This window comes from Streptomyces sp. NPDC041713 (assembly GCF_055591085.1).
Window position 1 is genome coordinate 272,833 of record NZ_JBVIZY010000005.1, and the last position, 18,459, is coordinate 291,291.

General features: G+C 71.2%; 13 protein-coding genes. All 13 read right to left on the bottom strand.

Annotation, left to right across the window (positions count from 1 at the left end):
- Window positions 1–36: 36 nt before the first annotated feature.
- The 13 genes from ACZ6CV_RS17675 to ACZ6CV_RS17735 all read right to left on the bottom strand — a co-directional run bounded on the left by ACZ6CV_RS17675 (window position 37) and on the right by ACZ6CV_RS17735 (window position 18,154).
- Window positions 37–660: a hypothetical protein gene (locus ACZ6CV_RS17675; RefSeq protein WP_469251682.1), complete on the bottom strand. Its 624-nt coding sequence runs from the start codon at window positions 658–660 to the stop codon at window positions 37–39.
- Window positions 657–1,949, bottom strand: a complete 1,293-nt coding sequence (locus tag ACZ6CV_RS17680) for an MFS transporter (RefSeq protein WP_469251683.1) — start codon at window positions 1,947–1,949, stop codon at window positions 657–659. The genes ACZ6CV_RS17675 and ACZ6CV_RS17680 overlap by 4 nt, the downstream gene beginning before the upstream one ends.
- The gene (locus ACZ6CV_RS17685) at window positions 1,946–9,115 is read right to left on the bottom strand and encodes an amino acid adenylation domain-containing protein (protein WP_469251684.1); all 7,170 of its coding nucleotides are present in this window, start codon (window positions 9,113–9,115) and stop codon (window positions 1,946–1,948) included. The genes ACZ6CV_RS17680 and ACZ6CV_RS17685 overlap by 4 nt, the downstream gene beginning before the upstream one ends.
- Window positions 9,112–9,342, bottom strand: coding sequence for an MbtH family protein (locus tag ACZ6CV_RS17690; protein WP_469251685.1), 231 nt, complete (start codon window positions 9,340–9,342; stop codon window positions 9,112–9,114). Before ACZ6CV_RS17690 ends, ACZ6CV_RS17685 begins: the two co-directional genes overlap by 4 nt.
- 5 nt (window positions 9,343–9,347) lie before the next feature.
- On the bottom strand, window positions 9,348–10,424 hold the full coding sequence (locus ACZ6CV_RS17695; RefSeq protein ID WP_469251686.1) for a thioesterase domain-containing protein: 1,077 nt from the start codon (window positions 10,422–10,424) through the stop codon (window positions 9,348–9,350).
- Between the two features lie 50 nt (window positions 10,425–10,474).
- Window positions 10,475–11,473 carry a TauD/TfdA family dioxygenase gene (locus ACZ6CV_RS17700; protein ID WP_469251687.1) on the bottom strand — a complete coding sequence of 333 codons (999 nt, stop codon included), beginning with the start codon at window positions 11,471–11,473 and terminating at the stop codon, window positions 10,475–10,477.
- A gap of 91 nt (window positions 11,474–11,564) precedes the next feature.
- A complete protein-coding gene (locus tag ACZ6CV_RS17705; RefSeq protein WP_469251688.1) occupies window positions 11,565–12,311 on the bottom strand; it encodes a thioesterase II family protein in 747 nt (248 codons plus the stop codon).
- Window positions 12,308–13,537 carry a cytochrome P450 gene (locus ACZ6CV_RS17710; RefSeq protein ID WP_469251689.1) on the bottom strand — a complete coding sequence of 410 codons (1,230 nt, stop codon included), beginning with the start codon at window positions 13,535–13,537 and terminating at the stop codon, window positions 12,308–12,310. The genes ACZ6CV_RS17705 and ACZ6CV_RS17710 overlap by 4 nt, the downstream gene beginning before the upstream one ends.
- Window positions 13,534–15,333, bottom strand: a complete 1,800-nt coding sequence (locus tag ACZ6CV_RS17715) for a non-ribosomal peptide synthetase (RefSeq protein WP_469251690.1) — start codon at window positions 15,331–15,333, stop codon at window positions 13,534–13,536. The genes ACZ6CV_RS17710 and ACZ6CV_RS17715 overlap by 4 nt, the downstream gene beginning before the upstream one ends.
- A 17-nt stretch (window positions 15,334–15,350) precedes the next feature.
- Entirely contained in the window at window positions 15,351–16,109 is a 759-nt protein-coding gene (locus ACZ6CV_RS17720; protein ID WP_469251691.1) for a thioesterase II family protein, read from the bottom strand.
- Entirely contained in the window at window positions 16,106–16,321 is a 216-nt protein-coding gene (locus ACZ6CV_RS17725; RefSeq protein WP_469251692.1) for an MbtH family NRPS accessory protein, read from the bottom strand. The genes ACZ6CV_RS17720 and ACZ6CV_RS17725 overlap by 4 nt, the downstream gene beginning before the upstream one ends.
- A 346-nt stretch (window positions 16,322–16,667) precedes the next feature.
- Complete coding sequence (locus ACZ6CV_RS17730) at window positions 16,668–17,918, bottom strand: cytochrome P450 (RefSeq protein ID WP_469251693.1); 1,251 nt, start codon at window positions 17,916–17,918, stop codon at window positions 16,668–16,670.
- The gene (locus tag ACZ6CV_RS17735; protein WP_362372718.1) at window positions 17,915–18,154 is read right to left on the bottom strand and encodes a phosphopantetheine-binding protein; all 240 of its coding nucleotides are present in this window, start codon (window positions 18,152–18,154) and stop codon (window positions 17,915–17,917) included. Before ACZ6CV_RS17735 ends, ACZ6CV_RS17730 begins: the two co-directional genes overlap by 4 nt.
- Between the last annotated feature and the right edge of the window lie 305 nt (window positions 18,155–18,459).

The window sequence follows — 18,459 nt, forward strand, 5'->3', positions numbered from 1 at the left end:
GTCTCGTTTCTGGTCTCGTGCGCGCCCACGCCACAACTACTTTTCCGCTGTGTCGTCTTCCGTGGCCCACCACGCGATGTGACGGTCGAGGGGGGCAATCGGCATGACCGCCTTGAACATGTCGTTCGGCACATTGGCCAGTCGCGCGTCGTACGGTTTGCCGACCGCGGCGAAAGCGCGCTGGATTCCCACGCGCTGCCTGTCGATCGCTTTCGCCTGCCGCTCGAACGTGCTGCAGGGTTGCACCAGGAAATAGGTCCGCTGATCGCCGTACGTGTACCGGGGCGAGGTCTCCGGATAGCAGGGGGCGAAGGACACGACGAAGAACAGTTCGCCCTCGATCATCGCGTACCAGCGTTCGTCGGGCCGCGGATCGTCGGGGATGTAGACGCTGACGAACATCTCGTCGAGCGTGGTGTAGAAGCACCGCGTCAGTTCCACCAGGGCGTCCAGCGTGCTGCCGAGCGACGGGTCCTCGAAGGTGAGGATCATGCCGTCGCGGGAGAGCTCGGCGGCGGTGCGGAAGAATTCCGCTATGGCCTCCCGGTGCTCCTTCAGCTCACTTCTGACGTCGGCGGTCTTGATGGTGATTCCGGGGCCCATCTTCGACGGCTTGGCGAAGGGGCAGTACGTCTTCTGGGTGATCTCCTCGAAGCTCATGCGGAAGTCTCCACCTTCACTGATGCACGAACAGGTGTCGTGGCCCGGCAGCCGATGACGTAGAACCACCAGCTGGCGACGACGATCGCGATCAGGACGTAGAACATGACGACCGGTGCGAAGTGCTGGAGGAGGAAACCGCAGAGGATCGGGCCGAGGGAAATGCCGATGTGAATGAGGTTCTGTGCGCCGAAATAACTGCCGCGCAGCTTCTCGGGCGCGATGGAGTCGATGAAGGTGAACTCGGCGGGCACCACGATGACCTCGCCGAGACTGAAGATCGCCACGGCGACGACGAGGACGACGGCGTTCGTGGAGAGCGACATCGCGAGCAGCCCGACGACGAAGGCGGCGGTGCCGATGGTCAGCCACCTGAGCAGGGTGTCCTGCTTGAGCCGGCTGCCGAGGACGTACTGGGAGGTGATGACCACCACGGCGTTGGCGGCCGAGATGTAGGCGACCAGCTCGTAGGCGGTGGCGCGGTCCTCGACCATGATCAGGTACTGCGACATGAAGGTCAGCAGCGGCCCGTACGCCACGATGCTGAGAATGCCGCCGATGGTGAAGTACGCGAGGCGGCGGTCCGTCCCCATCACCTTGAGGACCTGGCGGAACTTGGGGGTCTCCTCCTCGCTCTCCTCTTCGACCCGCTCGAGGACCGGTTCTTCGGCCGGCTCCTCCACCGCGGAATGCGGCTTCTCGCCGACAGCGGTCAGGAACCGGCCGCGGAAGAGAATGAGGGGCAGCAGAGAAGCACCGATGATGCCGACGCTGAGGACGAACGGTCCGCCGGATCCGACCGCGACCGCGGCGACGCCCAGGAAAGGACCCACCGCCGCGCCGATGTTCTGCAGCGAATACCGCAGCGAGAACACCTTGGTGCGATTCTCCGGCGGGACCAGATCGGAGAGCAGGGCGCTGCCCGCGACCCCCATGGTCGAGGAGGCGACATTGGTGAGCAGCAGCACGGCCGTGACCGTGAACGGATCGTGGATCACCGTCAGGCTGAGATAGAGCAGGATGATCACGATGTCGAGGACGATGACCAGGTTGATCTTCGTGACCCGGTCCGCGAGATAGCCGCCGTACACGCTCGCGATCGTGCCGACGAGTACGCTGCCACCGATCACATAGCCGATGGTCGAACCGTTCATGCCCACCGTGTCGTACAGGTAGATGGGCATGTAGGCGAGGATCGCGAAGAAACTCAGGCTTCTCGCGGCGTTGCAGGCCAGCAAGACCTTCATCGCGAACGGAAGTTCGCGGACCATTGTCAGAAAGTTCTTCATTCTTTTCCTGCCGCGATCGATTCGAGCGTACCGATGAGGGACTCCTTGAGCGCACTGATCTGGTGGTCGTCGAACACCTCGGGGTGGTATCCGACGGTGATGTCGAGTTCCCGGCCCGGAATCACCGTGATGCTGAGCGGGTAATGCGGGAGCCCCCTCGTGTCCTGCGGGTCCTGCGCCTGTTCCCGCACCCGCAGCCCGTCGGCGCCGGTCTCCTCCAGGGTTCCTGCGGGGTAGTTCTGGAAGACGTAACAGGCGTCGAACAGTTCGCCCGCGCCCACCAGCCGCTGGATCTCGGAGAGTTCGAGGGAGCGGTGGGGCAACGTCTCCAGCTGCGCCTCGTGCACCCGGGCCACGGTGTCGCCGACCGGTTCGCCCGGACGGCGGCTCACCCGCAGCGGCACGGTGTTGAGCAGGAGCCCGACCATGGACTCGATGCCGTCCAGGTCCACGGGCCGTTCGGAGACGGTGTTGCCGAACACCACGTCGTCGCGCCCGGTGAGCCGGCCGATCGCGACACCCCACGCGGTCTGGACGGCCGAGCTGAGCGTCACCCCGGCCTGCGCGCACCGCAGTTGCAATGCCTCGGTCAGCTCCGCCGGGACCGTGACACCCGTGGCGCGCAGCGCGACGTCCGCCGCCGGCTTGGCCGCACAGACCCGGGTCGGCCCGTCGACACCCGCCAGATACTCCCGCCACGCCGCCACCGCGGCCTCGCGGTCCCACGCCGCGAGCCACGCCAAGTAGTCGCGGAAGAGCGGCGCCTTCGGCAGTTCCTCACCGCGGTACAGGGCGAAGAACTCCTGCCACACCAGCAGCGTCGACCATCCGTCGAGCAGCATGTGGTGGTCGCTGACGAGCAGCCGGTGCCGCTCGGCGCCCAGGCGCAGCAGGGTGAAGCGCATCAGCGGGGCCACCGCCAGGTCGAAGCGCAGGCCCAGGTCCGCGGCGAGGATCTCCCCCTCCGCGTGCTCCTGCTCCGCGGGGGTGCGCCCGGACAGATCGTGCACGGTCCACGGCACCTCCACCCGGTCGCACACCACCTGCAGGGGGGCCTGCAGGCCGCGGTGGATGAACGCGGCGCGCAGGTTGTCGTGCCGCATGAGGAGCGCGTGCGCGGTCCGCCGCAGCCGCTCGGCGTCCAGCGGCCCGTCCAGGTCGAACACGGTCTGGCTCTGGTACGGATCGGGGCCCTCACCGGTGACGGCGGTGTGCAGCAGGAGGCCCTGCTGCAGGGGGGCGAGCGGCAGGATGTCGCTGAGGCCGGGGTAGTCGCTCTCCAGCTGGTTGACGGCCGGCTGCCTGACGTCGACGAGCGGGACGTCCGACGGGGTCAGTCCGCCGAGCTCCGGGTGGTCCGCGAGGTCGGCCAGCGCGCCCAGGAAGAGCGTCCACCGGTCGGCGAGCGCGCCCACGGCGGCCTCCGTGAACCGGGTGGCGTCCCAGTGCCACACGGTCTCCAGGGCCGTGCCGTCCGCGTCCGGCCGGACATCGACGCGCAGGGCGTGGCCCGTGCCGCCGTCGTCCCCGGCCCCCGGCACGCCGTCGCCGTCGCCGTCACCGGCCGCACCGGCGGGCAGCAGCCTCAGGCCCACCTGGGAAGCCCCGTACGCCGACAACCGCCGCGCGGCCTCCGGGTCGGCGAGCAGCGCCGGATAGCCGCGGCCGCCGTCCGGCACCGCCCGCACCTGCTCCTTGACCCGCTTCAGGACGCGCGCCAGGTACGGCGGCTCGGCCAGGGCCTTGGCCAGGTCCGGGGCGCCCGGGTTGAGACGTACCGGATGCGCGGCCGGCCGCGTCGCCGTGGCCACGTCCAGCCGCAACCAGGCCCCGGCCTGCGGGAGATACGTGCGCCGCCACTCGATGAGCACGGGCGCGAGCGCGGCCAGTGCGATGTGCTCGGGGGCGCAGCGGTAGAGGTGCGGCAGACCGGTGAGCAGCTGCTCGGCGTCCCGGCCGGCCACGCGCCGGGTGAGGCGGCCCCGGCTCGCAGGCGGGGCCTCGGACACCGGGTACGCGGGGTCGGGCGTCCCGAGGATCTTCTCCCAGGCGTCGACGTCCACGGCCGCGCCGTCCTCCGCGGGGCGCGCCTCGGCGTTCTGCGCGGCGCGGGCCACCAGCGCCTCGACCGTCTGGTCGTGGAACACGTCGCGGGGAGTGAGCAGGAAGCCCTCCGCGCGTGCCCTGCTGACGAGTTGGATGGACCGGATGCTGTCGCCGCCGAGGTCGAAGAAGCGGACGTCGGCGCCGGCCTCCGCCAGGCCGAGCACGTCGGCGAAGAGCGCCGCCATCGTCTTCTCCCGCGGTGTGGCCGGCGGCCGTCCCGCCCGGGACCCGAAGTCGGGCGCGGGCAACTGCCGCAGGTCCAGCTTGCCGTTGGGCGTCAGCGGCAGCGCGTCCAGGACGACGACGGCGGCGGGCACCATGTGGGCCGGCAGCCGGTGTGCCGCGTGGCGGCGCAGTTCGGTGGCGAGGCCGTGCTGCTCGCTGCTCGCGTCGTGCGCCGGGGAGACCACGTAACCGACGAGCTGCTGATGGCCCGGGGTGTCCTCGCGGACGACGACGGCGGACTGTGCCACCTGCGCGTGGTCCTTCAACACGGCGTCGATCTCGCCGAGTTCGATGCGCATCCCGCGGATCTTGACCTGGTCGTCGGCGCGGCCGACGAAGTCCACCACCCCGCTCTCCCCGTGCACGCGCCAGCGCGCCAGGTCGCCGGTGCGGTACATCCGCGCGCCCGCGGGCCCGAACGGGCAGGCCACGAACCGCTCGGCGGTCAGGGCCGGCCTGCCGAGATAGCCGCGGGCCAGACCCGCGCCGCTGATGTACAGCTCACCGGTGACGCCGGGCGGCACCGGACGCAGCGCGGCGTCGAGGATGTACACACTGGTGTTGCTCAGCGGGCGGCCCACCGGCACCGTCGCGTCCTCGAAGCCGTCCGGGCCGCTGCCGCACTCCCAGTACAGGGTGTCGACGGTGGCCTCGGTCGGCCCGTACGCGTTGATCATCCGGCGGCCCGGCGCCCAGGCGGCGGCCAGGGCGGGCAGGCAGGCCTCGCCGGCGACCATCACGTTGCCGCAGTCCGCGAGCGCGTCCTCGGCCATGCCGCCGAGGATGGTGGGCGAGAAGGTGATGTGCGTCGGCCGGTACCTGGCCATGACCTCGCGCTGCCGGTCGGCGGAGAGCAGGTCGTCGGGCGAGGTGAGCACGACGGTCGCGCCGGCCAGCAGCGTGCAGCACAGCTCGCAGAAGGTCGGGTCGAAGTTGATCGAGGAGAACTGCAGGAACCGCGAGCCCTCCGCCAGGCGGAACCGCTCCAGGTAGCTGTGGGCGAGGTTGGGGATGCCGCGGTGCGTGACCGCGACGCCCTTGGGGCGCCCGGTGGAGCCGGAGGTGTAGATGACGTACGCCAGGTCGTCGAGGCGCAGCTCCGCGCGGCGGTCCGCGTCCGTCGGCGCGTCCGTGCGGCAGCGCGCCACCTCGTCCAGCGCGGCGAGGTCGTCGAACTCCAGGCGCGGCACCCGCCGCGCCTCCTCGGGCAGCTTGGCGACGACGTCGCTCGTGGTCAGGAGCATGCGCGGCGCGCTGTCCGCGACCATGAAGGCCAGCCGGTCCGGCGGGTAGTCCGGGTCGAGCGGCAGATACACGCCGCCCGCCTTGAGGATGCCGAGCAGCGCGGGCAGCAGCTCGGGGCGGCGCCGCATCGCGAGTCCGACCACGTCGTCGCGGCCGACGCCGCGGGCGATCAGCCAGTGCGCGATCCGGTTCGACCGGCGGTCGAGGTCGGCGAAGGTCAGCTCGGTGTCCTCGTGGACGAGCGCGACGGCGTCGGGGGTACGGGCCACCTGCTCGGCCAGCAGCTGCGGGTAGGTCGCCCCGGACAGCTCCAGGCCGGTGTCGTTCCACTCCCGCAGGATCCGGTGCTCCTCGGCGGGGCCGAGGACGTCGACGGCGGCCAGCGGGCGGTCCGGGTCGTCGGCCACCGACCGCAGCACCCGCAGCAGCCGTTCGGTCAGGGTCTCGGCGGTGGAGCGGTCGAAGAGGTCGGTCGCGTACTCGATCTCGGCGCCGAGCCCGTCGGGGCGTCCGTCCGCGTCGAACCGCTCGGTCAGCTCGAAGGTCAGGTCGAACTTCGACGTGCGGGTCGGCACCACCTCGTGCGCGGCCGTCAGCCCGTCGAGGCGCCACTGCGGGGCCACGTTGTTCTGCAGGACCAGCAGGACCTGGAAGAGCGGGTGGTGGCTGGTGCCGCGGGCCGGGTTGAGGACCTCGACGAGGTGCTCGAACGGCAGGTCCTGGTGCTCGTACGCGGCCAGGTTGGAGGTCCTGACCCGGGCCAGCAGGTCGGTGAAGGCCGGGTCGCCGGAGGTGTCGGTGCGCAGCACCAGGGTGTTGACGAAGTAGCCGACGTTGTCGTCGACGGCGCGGTCGCCGCGCCCGGCGAGGACGCTGCCCAGCGGGATGTCGGTGCCCGCCCCGAGCTTGGTCAGCAGGGTCGCGAGGGCCGCCTGGAGGACCATGAACAGGCTGACGCCCTCGCGCCGGGCCAGCTCCGCGAGACGGTCCGCCAGCTCCGCGGGCACCTCGAAGGGCACCACGTCACCGCGGTACGTGGCCGTGGCGGGGCGCGGGCGGTCGGTGGGCAGCTCCAACAGCTCGGGGGCGCCCGCGAGTTGGGCGCGCCAGTAGGCCACCTGCCTCGCCATGAGGCTGTCCGCGTCGTCGGCCGAGCCGAGGAGTTCGCGCTGCCACAGCGTGTAGTCGGCGTACTGGACGGTCAGGGGCGGCGCCGTGGGGGCCGTGCCCGCGCGGTGGGCCGCGTACGCGTCGCAGAGGTCGCGCACCAGCGGGGCCAGCGACGCGCCGTCGCTGGCGATGTGGTGGACGCACAGCAGCAGCACGTGTTCACCGGCGCCGGTGCGGAACAGGTCCACGCGTACCGGGATGTCGGTGGTGAGGTCGAAGAGGTGCCCCGCCGCGATGTCGAGGGCGGCGGGCAGCTCCTGGTCCGTGATCTCGTGCACGGAGAGGTCGGCGGCGGCCGCCACCGCGGGATCCGACGCGTCCACCACGACCTGTTCGGCGCCGGCGGGCCCGTCCGCGAACCGGGTGCGCAGGCTCTCGTGCCGCCGCAGCAGATGGGCGAGGGCCTCGCGCAGCGCCGCCGGGTCGAGCTCCCCGGTCAGCCGTACCGCGACGGGCAGGTTGTAGGTGGCGCTCGGGCCTTCCATCCGGTGCAGGAAGTACAGGCCGCGCTGGGCGTACGACAGCGGCAGCGTGGCGCCGCGGTCCATCGCGCGCAGGGCGGGCCGTGCCTGCTCGGCGTCGGTGAGCCGCAGCGCGAGGGCCGCGGGGGTGGGCTCGTCGAAGACGGTACGGATCGGGATCTCGACGCCCAGTTCGGCCCGGACGCGGGAGACAAGACGGGTGGCCAGGAGCGAGTTGCCGCCGAGGTCGAAGAAGCCGGAGTCGGCGCCGACGCCGTCCAGTCCCAGCACCTCGCCGAACAGCGCGGCGAGCGCCCGCTCCTGCGGGGTGGCGGGGGCGCGGCCCGCGGCGGCGGTGGAGAAGTCCACCGGCGGCAGGGCCTTGCGGTCGACTTTGCCGGCCGGGGTCAGCGGGAAGCGGTCGAGCACGCCGATGCCGGCGGGCACCATGTACGCCGGGAGCCAGGCGCCGAGGGCGTGGCGCAGCTCGTCCGCCGTAGGGGCGTGGCCGGCCGCCGGTACGACGTACCCGGTCAGGCGGGCCGGGCCGGGGCCGTCCTCGCGCATCACCACGCGCGCCTGGGCGACCTGCGGGAGCCGGCGCAGCGCCGCCTCGATCTCGCCGAGCTCGACGCGGTAGCCGCGAATCTTCACCTGCTCGTCGACGCGGCCGACGAAGTCGACGGTGCCGTCGGCGCGTTGGCGTACCAGGTCTCCGGTGCGGTACATCCGGCTCCCTGCGCCGCCGAACGGGCAGGCCACGAACCGTTCCGCGGTGAGGGCGCCGCGCCCGTGGTAGCCGCGGGCCAGGCCGTCACCGGAGAGGTACAGCTCGCCCGTCTCGCCGTGCGCCACCGGCGCCAGACGGTCGTCGAGGACGTGGACCCCGGTCTTCCACAGCGGGGTCCCGACGGCGACGGGTTCCCCGGCGACCACCGGGGCGAGGAGCGACCAGATGGTGGTCTCGGTCGGGCCGTAGAGGTTCCACACCGCCGCCGTACCCGTGGCGAGGAAATCGGCGAGATCCTGCGGCAGCGCCTCGCCGCCGCACAACAGGCGCGCCGTGCCGGACAGTTCGGAGGGCCGCCAGCCCGCCTCCCGCAGCAGCTGCCACAGCGCCGGGGTGCCCTGCACCAGCGTGGGCCCGGCCTCGGCCAGGTACCGGCGCAGCGCCACCCCGTCCACGGCGGTCTCACGCGGCACCAGATGCACCACGGCGCCGTTCACCAGCGGCAGGTACAGCTCAAGCCCTGCGATGTCGAAGGAGATCGAGGTGGTGGAGAACACCACGTCACCGGAGTGCACCTGGAACCGGTCCGAGAGGCAGTCCAGGAAGTTCGTCAGGGAACGGTGCGTGACGACGACGCCCTTGGGTCGGCCCGTCGAACCCGAGGTGTAGATGGTGTAGGCGCCGCGGTCCGGCTCGTATGCGGTACTGGCGCCGGTGCCGGTATCGGTACCCGTACCGGTATCGGCACCGGCACGGTCGTCCGGAGCCGGGTCCCGTACGTCCTCCGCCCGGCCGTCCAGGTACAGGACCGCGCCCGCCCCCGCCACGAGCGGGCCGTCGAGCGCGGCCGCCGTGTCCTCGCTGGTGAGCAGCGCGCGCGGCGCGGCGTCGGCCACCATGTACGCGAGCCGGTCCGGCGGGTAGTTGGGGTCAAGGGGCAGATACATCGCCCCGGCCTTGAGCGTGCCGAGGAGCGCGGCGACCAGGTCGGGGGAGGTCGGCAGGAGCACCCCGACGACGTCCTCCGGGCCGACCCCGCGCGCGCGGAGCCGGCGCGCCACCCGCTCGGCCCGCGCGTCGAGCTCGCCGTACGTCACGACGGCGTCCCCGGCGATCAGGGCGGGCGCGTGCGGGGCGCGCGCGGCCCGCTCCTCGAACCGGGCGACGAGACCGGTCGCCGGTGCCGCTCCCCTGGCGTCGGCGTCCGAGCGCCGCACTTGCGTGGTCATGAAGCCACTTCCCCCGACGTGACGCCCCGGCGCGCGGGCGCCAGGTCCGTCCAGTTCCGCTCGATGTGCTCGGCGCAGGCCGCCCGCGGCCCGGGGCCGAAGACGGTGTTCCAGCCGGCCGGCACCTCGGCGAAGTCCGGCCACAGGGAGTACTCGCCGGCGGTGTTGCGCAGCACGAGGTACACGCCGGCGGCGTCCTCGAACGGGTTGGTGGCTGTACTGTCCATGCCGCTCAGTTCTCGCCCAGGTAGTCGATGGTGCGGGCCGCGAGGTAGGAGGCCTCCTCGATGCAGAGCCGCTGGCCGTAGAACTCGGAGTCCAGGACCTCCGCCGTCAGCTCGCCCTTGATGACCGAACGCCAGTCGTCCAGCGTGTAGTTGTCCTTGGCGAGCAGCATGAGCAGGTCGACGTCCGCGGGCTCGGGACGGTACGAGGCCAGCGCCTGCGAGGTGTTGATGAAGGAGGTGTAGAGGCGGCGGCAGAACGCCTCGGCCCGGTCGTCGAAGCCCAGGCCGGTGCCGAACATCGCGGCGGCCGAGTTGCGCAGCGCCACCTCCAGGTCGGCGTTCTCCGGCGTCATCCCGGGGAACTGCTCCGTCGTCCCCGACATGCGCAGGACACCCTCGTAGAAGTCCACGAGCAGCTCGTCGTCGGACATCACACTGGCCGGGTTCAGTTCGAGGTAGCCGTCGACCACGACCGTCCGGCCGATGCTGAGCCCGCGGTCGGCGGCCATGCGGCCGAGTTCCACGCAGATCGCGCCGCCGGCGCAGGAGCCGAAGAGGTGGAACTCGTCCTCGCCGAACTCGTCCTGCAGCACGTCCGCGTAGAGCTCGGCCAGGCCCTGGATGTCGTCCGGCACGCCCGAGGCGCCCTCGACAAGGAGGGGCGACTGCAGCCCGTAGCAGGCGCGGTCCGTGCCCAGCTCCCGGATCAGCCGGCCGTAGCCGTCAACCATGCCGTGCCCGGCGTGGACGAAGACGATCGGCGTGCGCGAGCCCTGGTTGCTCATCCGGATCAGCGCGTGCTCGGCGTTGGCGGCCTGCGGCTGCGCCTTCTCCGCGCTCAGCGCGGCGATGGACTGGAACCGCATCAGGTCGCCCATGTTGAGCTGCCAGCCGAGGCGCTGGTTGATCTGCTCGATGGTCGCGAGGGCCGTCAGCGAGTCGCCGCCGGCCTGGAAGAAGTTGTCGTGCACGCTCACGTCGTGCTTGAGCGTGGTGCTCCAGATGTCCAGGAGTATGTGTCGCACCAGGCTCGGTTCCACCGGGCCGGCCGACGGGTCGGCGGCCGTCTCCGTCGCGTTCATGTGCGGTGTCCTTTTCGGAAGTCTCGCGGGGCGGTTGACTGGGACGGGCCCTAGGCCAGTACGGGTCCGGGGCCGATCCGGTGCGACAGGCTGCGCCGCCCGTCCAGATGGACGTAGACCCGGTGGAGCCAGCGGTCCCTGCCGTCGTAGCGCGGGGTGAACTCGGTGCGGCCGTGCACCACGAGGCGGTTGTCGAGAAAGGCCATGTCACCCGGGCGCAGCACCAGCTTCGACGCCACCTCGGTCAGCGCGTCGCCGAGCCTGCCCAGCGCCGCGGCGGCCTCCTCGTCGGTGGCCCGGGTCGCGTTGAAGTCGACCTGGATGTCCGGGTCGTCGGAGGAGCCGTTCAGGACGCGGTGCGCGACGGTCGCGTCGCCCGAGCGGAACGACGGCGGCGCCTCGGTGACGAATCGCGGCTGGCGCAGCACCGCGAGGTCGGCGTCGTCGAGCAGCACCCGCGCCCTGCGGATCGAGGAGAACGAGGTGCCCGCCGTGCCCTCGTGGTCGCTGCGCAGGCACAGCAGCCCGATGAGGTCCGGCCGGTGCGGGTGGAAGGCGTTCTCGTTGTGCAGTTCGAGCTCGACGGAACCGGCGTTGCTCTGCGAGTCGGCCAGCGCCGGGACCGGCACGACGTTGTGCACCAGCGCGCCGTGCTTCTCGTTGCGGAAGGCGAACACGTCGCCGAGCTGCTGGCCGATGAGCATCGCCGTCGCGGCCGGGACGGTGGCCCTGCGCTCCACCGAGTCCGGCACCGACGGGGTGTCGGGCAGCGTCTGTGCGTCGATGGGGAGGTTCCCGATCAGCAGGGTGCCGCCGAGGCCGGGCTCGGTACGGAAGGTGCGCAGGGCCTCCAGCAGCCGGACCGGGAGGCGGCAGCTGTGCTGCCGTACGCGCGCCAGCCATCGGGGATCGTCGACCGGACCGACGGCCGGAGACCGGCGCAGCTCCTCCGCCAGGGCCTGCACCTCGGTGCGCTCCCGGTCGGTCAGGGTCAGGCTCGACTGGTCGATGTCCTCGGGGGTTCGGTGATCCAACACGTGCAAGGGCATGTCTGGTCCTTTGGCGTTTCCGCAGCCTCGCTGCGACACGTCGCGCCGCGTTCGTGCGCGGGCTCTGGCCGTCACGGTCCGCCGTGGCGGCCTACTCGTTGCGTACGGCGGTCATCTCGTGCTCGATGAGGTCGCGCAGCGCCCGGGGAAAGCGGAGGAACTCCCAGTGGTCGCCCTCCAGGACGTGCAGCGTGGCATCGGCGCACTCGTCCCAGCCGGGCCAGACCTCGGCCCGGGGCACGACGGCGTCATCCGTCCAGGCGATCACCGAGACGGGGACGTCCCTGCTGGGGAGCGCCTCCGCCCGGTAGCCGCGCTGCAGCCGCACGTCGGCGAGCAGCGTGTCCGCCGCCATCTCGACGAACTCAGCCGGCAGTTGGTAGCCGAGCGCGGTGCTGCGTTCCTCGATCTCGGCGGCCATGTCGACCTCGTCCAGGTCGACGAAGTTCAGCTTGCCGTAGAGCCCCCGGTGCGGGGCGCCCCACCCGGAGGCGAAGATCCGCCGGGGAGCCGGCAGGCCCTGCTTCTCCAGATGGGCCGCGGTCTGCAGCAGGAACGGCACGGCACCGCAGTGCCCGATCAGCGCGTACGGCCGGTCGAGCCGGTCGGCGATCTCCGCCACCAGGCCCTCGGCGAACTCCTGGTGGCTGATGACGTTCTCCTCGCCGAACCGGTTCTCGCGGCCCGGCGGCTGCACGGCGCAGAACCGGCCGGCGCCGAGCTCCCGCGGCCACGCCTTGAACGACGAGGCCCCGGTGCCCGCGTACGGCACGCCGAAGACCAGGTAGTCCCCGTCGTCCGGCACGGGCTGCAGGGTCCAGCGGGTCATGACGGTCATGCCGCGGTCACCCCGACGGGCACGCTCTTGTACTCCAGCATGAAGTTCGACCGGAGCCGGACCGTCGGGCCTGCCGGGACCAGCCTGCCGGGCCGCTCGCGCAGGCCCTGGAGCAGGGCGGCGAGCGCGGTGCGGCCCATGGCGGCGCCGATGCAGTGGTGCGGCCCGCTGGCGAAGCCGACGTGGCGGTTGGGCGTACGGCCGAGGTCGAACCGGTCCGGGTCGGGGAACTGGTCCTCGTCGCGGTTGGCGGACGCCGTCCACAGCGTGACCGAGTCGCCCTCGGCCAGCTCGACGCCCCGCACCACGACCGGTTTGGTGGTCTGCCGCTGCACGTACGAGGCGGTGGACGTCCAGCGGACGAACTCCTCCAGGCCGGTGCCGATCAGCTTGGGGTCCGCCCGCAGCCGCTCCCACTCGGCCGGGTCGTCCATCAGCGCGAGCAGACCGCCGCTGGCGCTGTGCTGGGTCGTCTCGTTGCCGCCGATGGCCAGGTTCATCAGGTTGAACAGGAGCGAGTCCTCGTCGAGTTCACGCTCCCCCGGCTCCGGCTTGAGCAGGATGCTCACCGCGTCGTCGCCCGGGTTGACCCGGCGGTCGGCGATCAGGTCGAGGAAGAAGTCGAAGATGTCCGCCTGGGCGGTCGCGAGCCGCAGCCCCTCGTGGTCGATGCCGAGGCTGTGCTCGTGGTCCCGGTAGCCGATCATGGTCTGGGTGAGGCGCAGCAGGTGCAGCGCGTCGGCGTGGCCGATGCCCAGCTGGGCCATCAGACCGCCGGCCGGCAGCTCGCGGGCCACGTCGGCGGCGAAGTCGCCGCCGCCGTCGGCCCACACCTTGTCCAGCGCGACGGCGACCCGCTCGCGGACCGTCTCCGTGACCCGCTCGATCATCTTCGCGGAGAACACCCGGTGCATGCGGCGGCGCAGCTGCCGGTGGCGCTGCGCGTCGGAGGTGACGAGCATGCGCCCGGACGCGGTGTCGACCTCGTTGCGGAACGAGCCGCCGATGACGGTGCCGTGCTCCGAGCTGAACGTCTCGGTGTCCCGGAAGGCCATCAGCACGTCGTCGAACTTGGTCAGGGCCCAGAACCCGCCCTCGGGGGTGGGGTTCCAGTGGACCGGGGCCTCCTTGCGCAGCCGCGCCCACAGCTCGTGGGGGTCGCCGGTGACGAAGGCCTCGGTGTCGTTGAGGTCGATGTCGGGGGCCGGACTCAGCATCTGCGTCATTCGCCCTGTCCCTTGCTCTGCGCCGCGTCGACGGCGAGCGCCATGTCGGAGAGCACGGTGCTGCCGAGCACGTCCTGCAGGCTGATGCCCTTGGCCTGGTCGCGGCTGATGCGGCGGCTCATGCGGAAGGCCAGCATCGAGTTGCCGCCGAGCTCGAAGAAGTCGTCGTTGACGCTGATCCGCTCGGTGCCGAGCAGCTCCTCCCAGACCTCGGTGAGGTAGCGCTCGCTGTCCGTGCGCGGGGCCACGTAGTCGCTGCGGCGCCGGTCCCGGTCGGCCAGGAGCGCGAGGAGCGCCGCCGTGTCGCGCTTGCCGTGCGGGGTCGACTGGATCTCCGGCACCTGGACGAACTCGGAGGGCACCTGGTAGTCGGGGATGGTCGCCTCGGCGTACGCGCGCACCTCGGGCATGGTGGTCCTGCCCTGCGGCACGACGAACGCGACGAGCCGCTTGTCCTGGCCCTCGCCCTGCGGCAGTACGGCGGCGTCGAGGACGCCGGAGCAGGCCAGGAGCGAACGCTCCACCTCGCGCGGCTCGACCCGGTAGCCGCGGATCTTCACCTGGTCGTCGTTGCGGCCGAGGTAGTCGAGGACGCCGTCGGGGCGCTCGCTGACCAGGTCGCCGGTGGCGTACATGACGGATCCGGGGGTGCCGAACGGGTCGGGCAGGAACCGCTCCGCCGTACGGGCGGGATCGTGCAGGTAGCCGCGGGTCACGCCGGCTCCGCCGATGTGCAGCTCGCCCGGCGTGCCCTTGGGCACCGGCTGCAACCGCGCGTCGAGGACGTGGAGTTGGACGCCGGCGAGTCCGGCGCCGATGGGCACGCTCGTCGCGTCCGGCGCGACCTCGGCGATGGTGTACGCGGTCGCCGCGGTGGTGCCCTCGGTGGGCCCGTACAGATTGACGAGCTGGCCCTTGAACTTGCTGGCGAGCACGTCGCGGCAGGCGGCGGGGCGGACGACGTCGCCGCCGGTCTGCAGCACGCGGAGCGAGGAGAAGACGTCGGCGTCCTCGGCCGCGATGTGGTTGAAGGCCATGGTCGGCGAGAGCAGCGCGGTGATGCGGCGGCGGCGCAGCTCGCGGCCCGGGTCGCCCTTCACCAGGTCGGGCACCGAGGGCATCATCACGATCTCGGCGCCGAACCAGAACGAGCTCCACAGCTCCCAGTGGAAGGTGTCGAAGGAGATGTTGGCGATCTGGGCCACCCGGTCGGCGGGGCTGAGCTCGGGCAGCAGCGGGTTCACCGCGAAGTGCACCAGGTTGTGGTGCTCGACCACGACGCCCTTGGGGGTGCCGGTGGAGCCGGAGGTGAACAGCACGCACGCCGCGTCCTGCGTCGCGGGCTCGGGCAGGCCCGCCGAGGACGCGCCGGCGGCGCGCTCGGCGTCGTACTCCCAGACCAGGGTGGGCACGTCGGCGCCGAGCTGTTCCCGCTCGCCCGGCCCGATCAGGGTGACGCGGCCGTCGGCGGCGCGGAGCATGAGCTCGCGGCGGGCCTTGGGGTAGCGCAGGTCCACGGCCACGTAGGCCGCGCCGGCCCGCAGGACGCCGAGGATGTTGATGACGAGGTCGACGTCGCGCTCGCGGTGGATGCCCACCCGGTCCTCGCGGCGCACCCCCTCGGCGATGAGCCGGTGGGCCAACTCGGCCGACGCGCGGTCGAGTTCGGCGTAGGTGAGACGGCGGCCCGAGTCGTCCGACACGGCCGGGGAGTCGCCGTGCTCGGCGGCCGACCGGGCGAAGAGCTCGGTGAGGGTGAGAGGGGCGGCCGGGGCAGTCCGGTCAGCTGTCTTCACGGTGTGCGCGTTCCTCCTCATGCGGGGATACCGTCTGCGATGACCTGAAGCAGGTCCGCTGGTGCCGATCGGTGGGTGAAGTCGTCGCCCGTCAGCAGGACTTGGCGCACGTTTCCGTACGCCTCCCACTCGTCCATCTCCTCGGGACGCATGTGGGTGTCACCGGTCCAGGAGACGGTGGTGACGTCCAGGGGGGTGCTGTCCGGGCCCGGGGGCTGGTAGCCGCAGGTCAGTTCGATGTCCGCGCGCAGCACCATGATGGACAGTTCGAGCAGTTCGGACGGGGGCGTGGGCTCGCCGCGCTGCTCGCAGCCGTACCGCAGCTCCGCCATGTACTCCTCGTCCGTGGTCTGAGGCGTGAACGGGCCGGAGCGGCCGCCGCCGAAGTAGCCGCCGCGGTGCGGGGCCAGACAGGAGGAGGCGAAGAGCTGGACGGGCAACGGGCCGCCGCGGGAGGCGAGTTCGACCGCGAGGCCGTAGCTCAGGCGCGCCCCGAAGCAGTGCCCGAAGAAGGCGAAGGGCTTGTCCAGGTACGGCTGCAGCGCGTCGGCCGCGTCCTTGACGAACTCCTCCATGGACGTGTGCGCCGGCGAGGTGATCCGGTTCTCACGGCCCGGGAGCTGTACGGGGCAGATCTCGATGTCGTCGATCCGGGTGGGCCAGCCGGCATAGGCGGAAGCGCCCATTCCGGCCACCGGGAAGCAGAACACCCGGGCCCGCGCGTCGGGGTCGGTATTGCGGACGAGCCATTTGCGGCCGCCCTCGCGGGTGCTCAACTCTGCACCCGGCCCACACCGGCCGGGCGCGCGTCCACCCAATTCCGGGAAATCCATTCCAAGCAACTTGTCTTATCGCCGCGGTGCCCGGTCTCGCTCCAACCGGTGGGCACGGAAAGTCCGGCGGGCCAAATGCTGTGCCGCCCTTGCTCACTGCGCACGGTCAGCCATGCGGCGCTCTCCGCCGCATCCAAGGAGGTTTCGCTCATCATTGCTCCGGTCGGGATAAAGGTGGGTGAGCTCGAGGATGGTGGCCCTGCCTGGTGGAGCCCGGAAATCCAAACTAGAACCCGCCGTTGACGGGCACCGGCACCTCATGAGGCAGAACGGAGGCAACTAGGGGGCGCCCGACTTACCCCCTTTTGTTGGGCGGTGCGGCGTCGGTGGCGGCGTCGGCCACCGCACCGGCACTCGGCTGCCGCTTTCCCCCTCGCTCCGGAATGAATGAGTCCGGCTGAAGGGGAATCCCGGCGATCGTCGGGGCGCGCACGCGGGCAGGCTTCGCCTACCCGGTGATCGGCCGATCAGTCGGCCGGACTTCCGGGTTCGGTCCGGAATTCACACTCTTTTGTGGCCGACGACGGGGAAATGCGTCATCCCTGCGATGAAAATCGACCGCAGATGCTGCGTCTCCCCCACGACCTCGATCGAACTGAACCGCTGGAGCAGTTCCTCGAAGAAAATGCGCAGGGTCATCCGGGCCAGCGGTGCGCCGATGCAGAAGTGCGGTCCGAAGCCGAAGGCGACCTGGCGTTTGGCGCCGTCGCGCGTGATGTCGAACGTGTGCGGGTCGGGGAACCGGGAGGCGTCGCGGTTGGCCGATCCGATCCACGCGACGACCGCCCCGCCGGCCGGCACCGTGCCCCCGGCGATCTCGACGTCCTGCACCGCGTACCGCATGAAGTTGCACGCGGACGACGTCCAGCGCAGCCCCTCCTCGACGAGGTTGGGCACCAGGGAGAGGTCGGCCGCCGCCTTCGCGTACTGCTCGGGGTGGTCGATGAGCGCCTGCACCGTGCCCGAAATGGTGTACGGAGTCGTGATATTGGCGCCCAGGAGGATGCTGTATCCGTCGAGGGCGATCTCCTCGTCGGTCAGCGGGGCGTCTCCCGCGCGGACGCTCATCAGGTGGTCGAGCAGGCTGCCGTTCTCCTCGTCGGCCCCCTCCGACCTGCGCCGCTTGACCCACTGGGTCACGTAGTCGACGAGCTCGTGGTGGGAGATGGCCAGCGTCGCCGCTTCGCTGCCGAGCTTGAAGTGCGGGTCCGAGGGGGCCATCACCATCGAGGTCAGCTGGACGAGTTCGTCCCAGTCCTTCTCCGGGATGCCCAGGAGCGGGCCCGTGACGATCGCCGGCAGGCGTTGTACCTGTTCGCCCAGGTCGAAGGGGGTGCCGTCGAGAGCGGGTTCGAGGAAGCGTACGACCGCGCGCCGGATGCCGTCCTCCCAGGACCTCACCGCCCGCGCGGTGAGCTTGGGGGCGATCGGCCTGCGGACCTCGGTGTGCCGGGGCGGGTCGGTGGAGGTCAGGAGCACGCCCGCCGCCACGTCGTCCTGTCCCAGATGGGTGATCACCGTGCCGCGCTCGGAGGTGAACTCCCGGTGGTCGCCAAGGACGCGGCAGACGTCGTCGTAGCGGGTCACCGACCAGAACTCCCGGCCGTCCGGCAGGGTCTGGTGGTGCAGCGGCGCCCTCTCCCGCATCACGTCCCAGATCAGGTGCGGGTCGCCCGAGGTGAAGAGGTCCAGGTCGAGGAGATCGACGGCGTCCAGGTCGATGTCGCGGCCGGCGCCCGGCGTCAGCCTCATGCCAGCGCCTTCGCCCGCTCGATCAGCTCGGCGACCCGAGCCGGCGTCTGCGCGAGATAGAAATCGCGCACGGACAGCTGGACGCCGTACTCCTGCGACAGCCGTTCGAGGATCCGGATACCGATGAGTGAATTGCCGCCGATCTCGAAGAAGTTGTCGTTCACCTCGACTTCGTGATCCTCGATGAATTCTCCCCACAGCTTTGCGATTTCCTGCGCCAGCGGCGACGATTCCATTGCCTGTATTTCCTTCCGTGGCCGACTCACTGCCATTGCAGTCGTCAGGGAGATGTGCGTCGCCCGCCGGAGGGATCAATTCCCGAGAAGGACCGAGCAGGCCGCTGCGTCCGGCGTTATCCGCCAGAGGCGGTCGCGACGCACGTTGAATGATCGGGGAAACCGAGCGCGAGAATGATCGCGCTTCGAGATACCAGGCAAGGTGTTGCCCCGCTGACACGACAGTACGCAGAGCGACGACCGTTGTCCAGGGTGTTGATAAAGCCAGGTGGCCGCCGGTAAGTTGGGCGACCTCAGTGACCTGC

Excerpts from the sequence above, each read along its gene's own strand:
- ACZ6CV_RS17675 (WP_469251682.1), bottom strand. The coding sequence starts at position 660 with ATGAGCTTCGAGGAGATCACCCAGAAGACGTACTGCCCCTTCGCCAAG.
- ACZ6CV_RS17680 (WP_469251683.1), bottom strand. The coding sequence starts at position 1,949 with ATGAAGAACTTTCTGACAATGGTCCGCGAACTTCCGTTCGCGATGAAG.
- ACZ6CV_RS17685 (WP_469251684.1), bottom strand. The coding sequence starts at position 9,115 with ATGACCACGCAAGTGCGGCGCTCGGACGCCGACGCCAGGGGAGCGGCA.
- ACZ6CV_RS17690 (WP_469251685.1), bottom strand. The coding sequence starts at position 9,342 with ATGGACAGTACAGCCACCAACCCGTTCGAGGACGCCGCCGGCGTGTAC.
- ACZ6CV_RS17695 (WP_469251686.1), bottom strand. The coding sequence starts at position 10,424 with ATGAACGCGACGGAGACGGCCGCCGACCCGTCGGCCGGCCCGGTGGAA.
- ACZ6CV_RS17700 (WP_469251687.1), bottom strand. The coding sequence starts at position 11,473 with ATGCCCTTGCACGTGTTGGATCACCGAACCCCCGAGGACATCGACCAG.
- ACZ6CV_RS17705 (WP_469251688.1), bottom strand. The coding sequence starts at position 12,311 with ATGACCGTCATGACCCGCTGGACCCTGCAGCCCGTGCCGGACGACGGG.
- ACZ6CV_RS17710 (WP_469251689.1), bottom strand. The coding sequence starts at position 13,537 with ATGACGCAGATGCTGAGTCCGGCCCCCGACATCGACCTCAACGACACC.
- ACZ6CV_RS17725 (WP_469251692.1), bottom strand. The coding sequence starts at position 16,321 with ATGATGAGCGAAACCTCCTTGGATGCGGCGGAGAGCGCCGCATGGCTG.
- ACZ6CV_RS17730 (WP_469251693.1), bottom strand. The coding sequence starts at position 17,918 with ATGAGGCTGACGCCGGGCGCCGGCCGCGACATCGACCTGGACGCCGTC.
- ACZ6CV_RS17735 (WP_362372718.1), bottom strand. The coding sequence starts at position 18,154 with ATGGAATCGTCGCCGCTGGCGCAGGAAATCGCAAAGCTGTGGGGAGAA.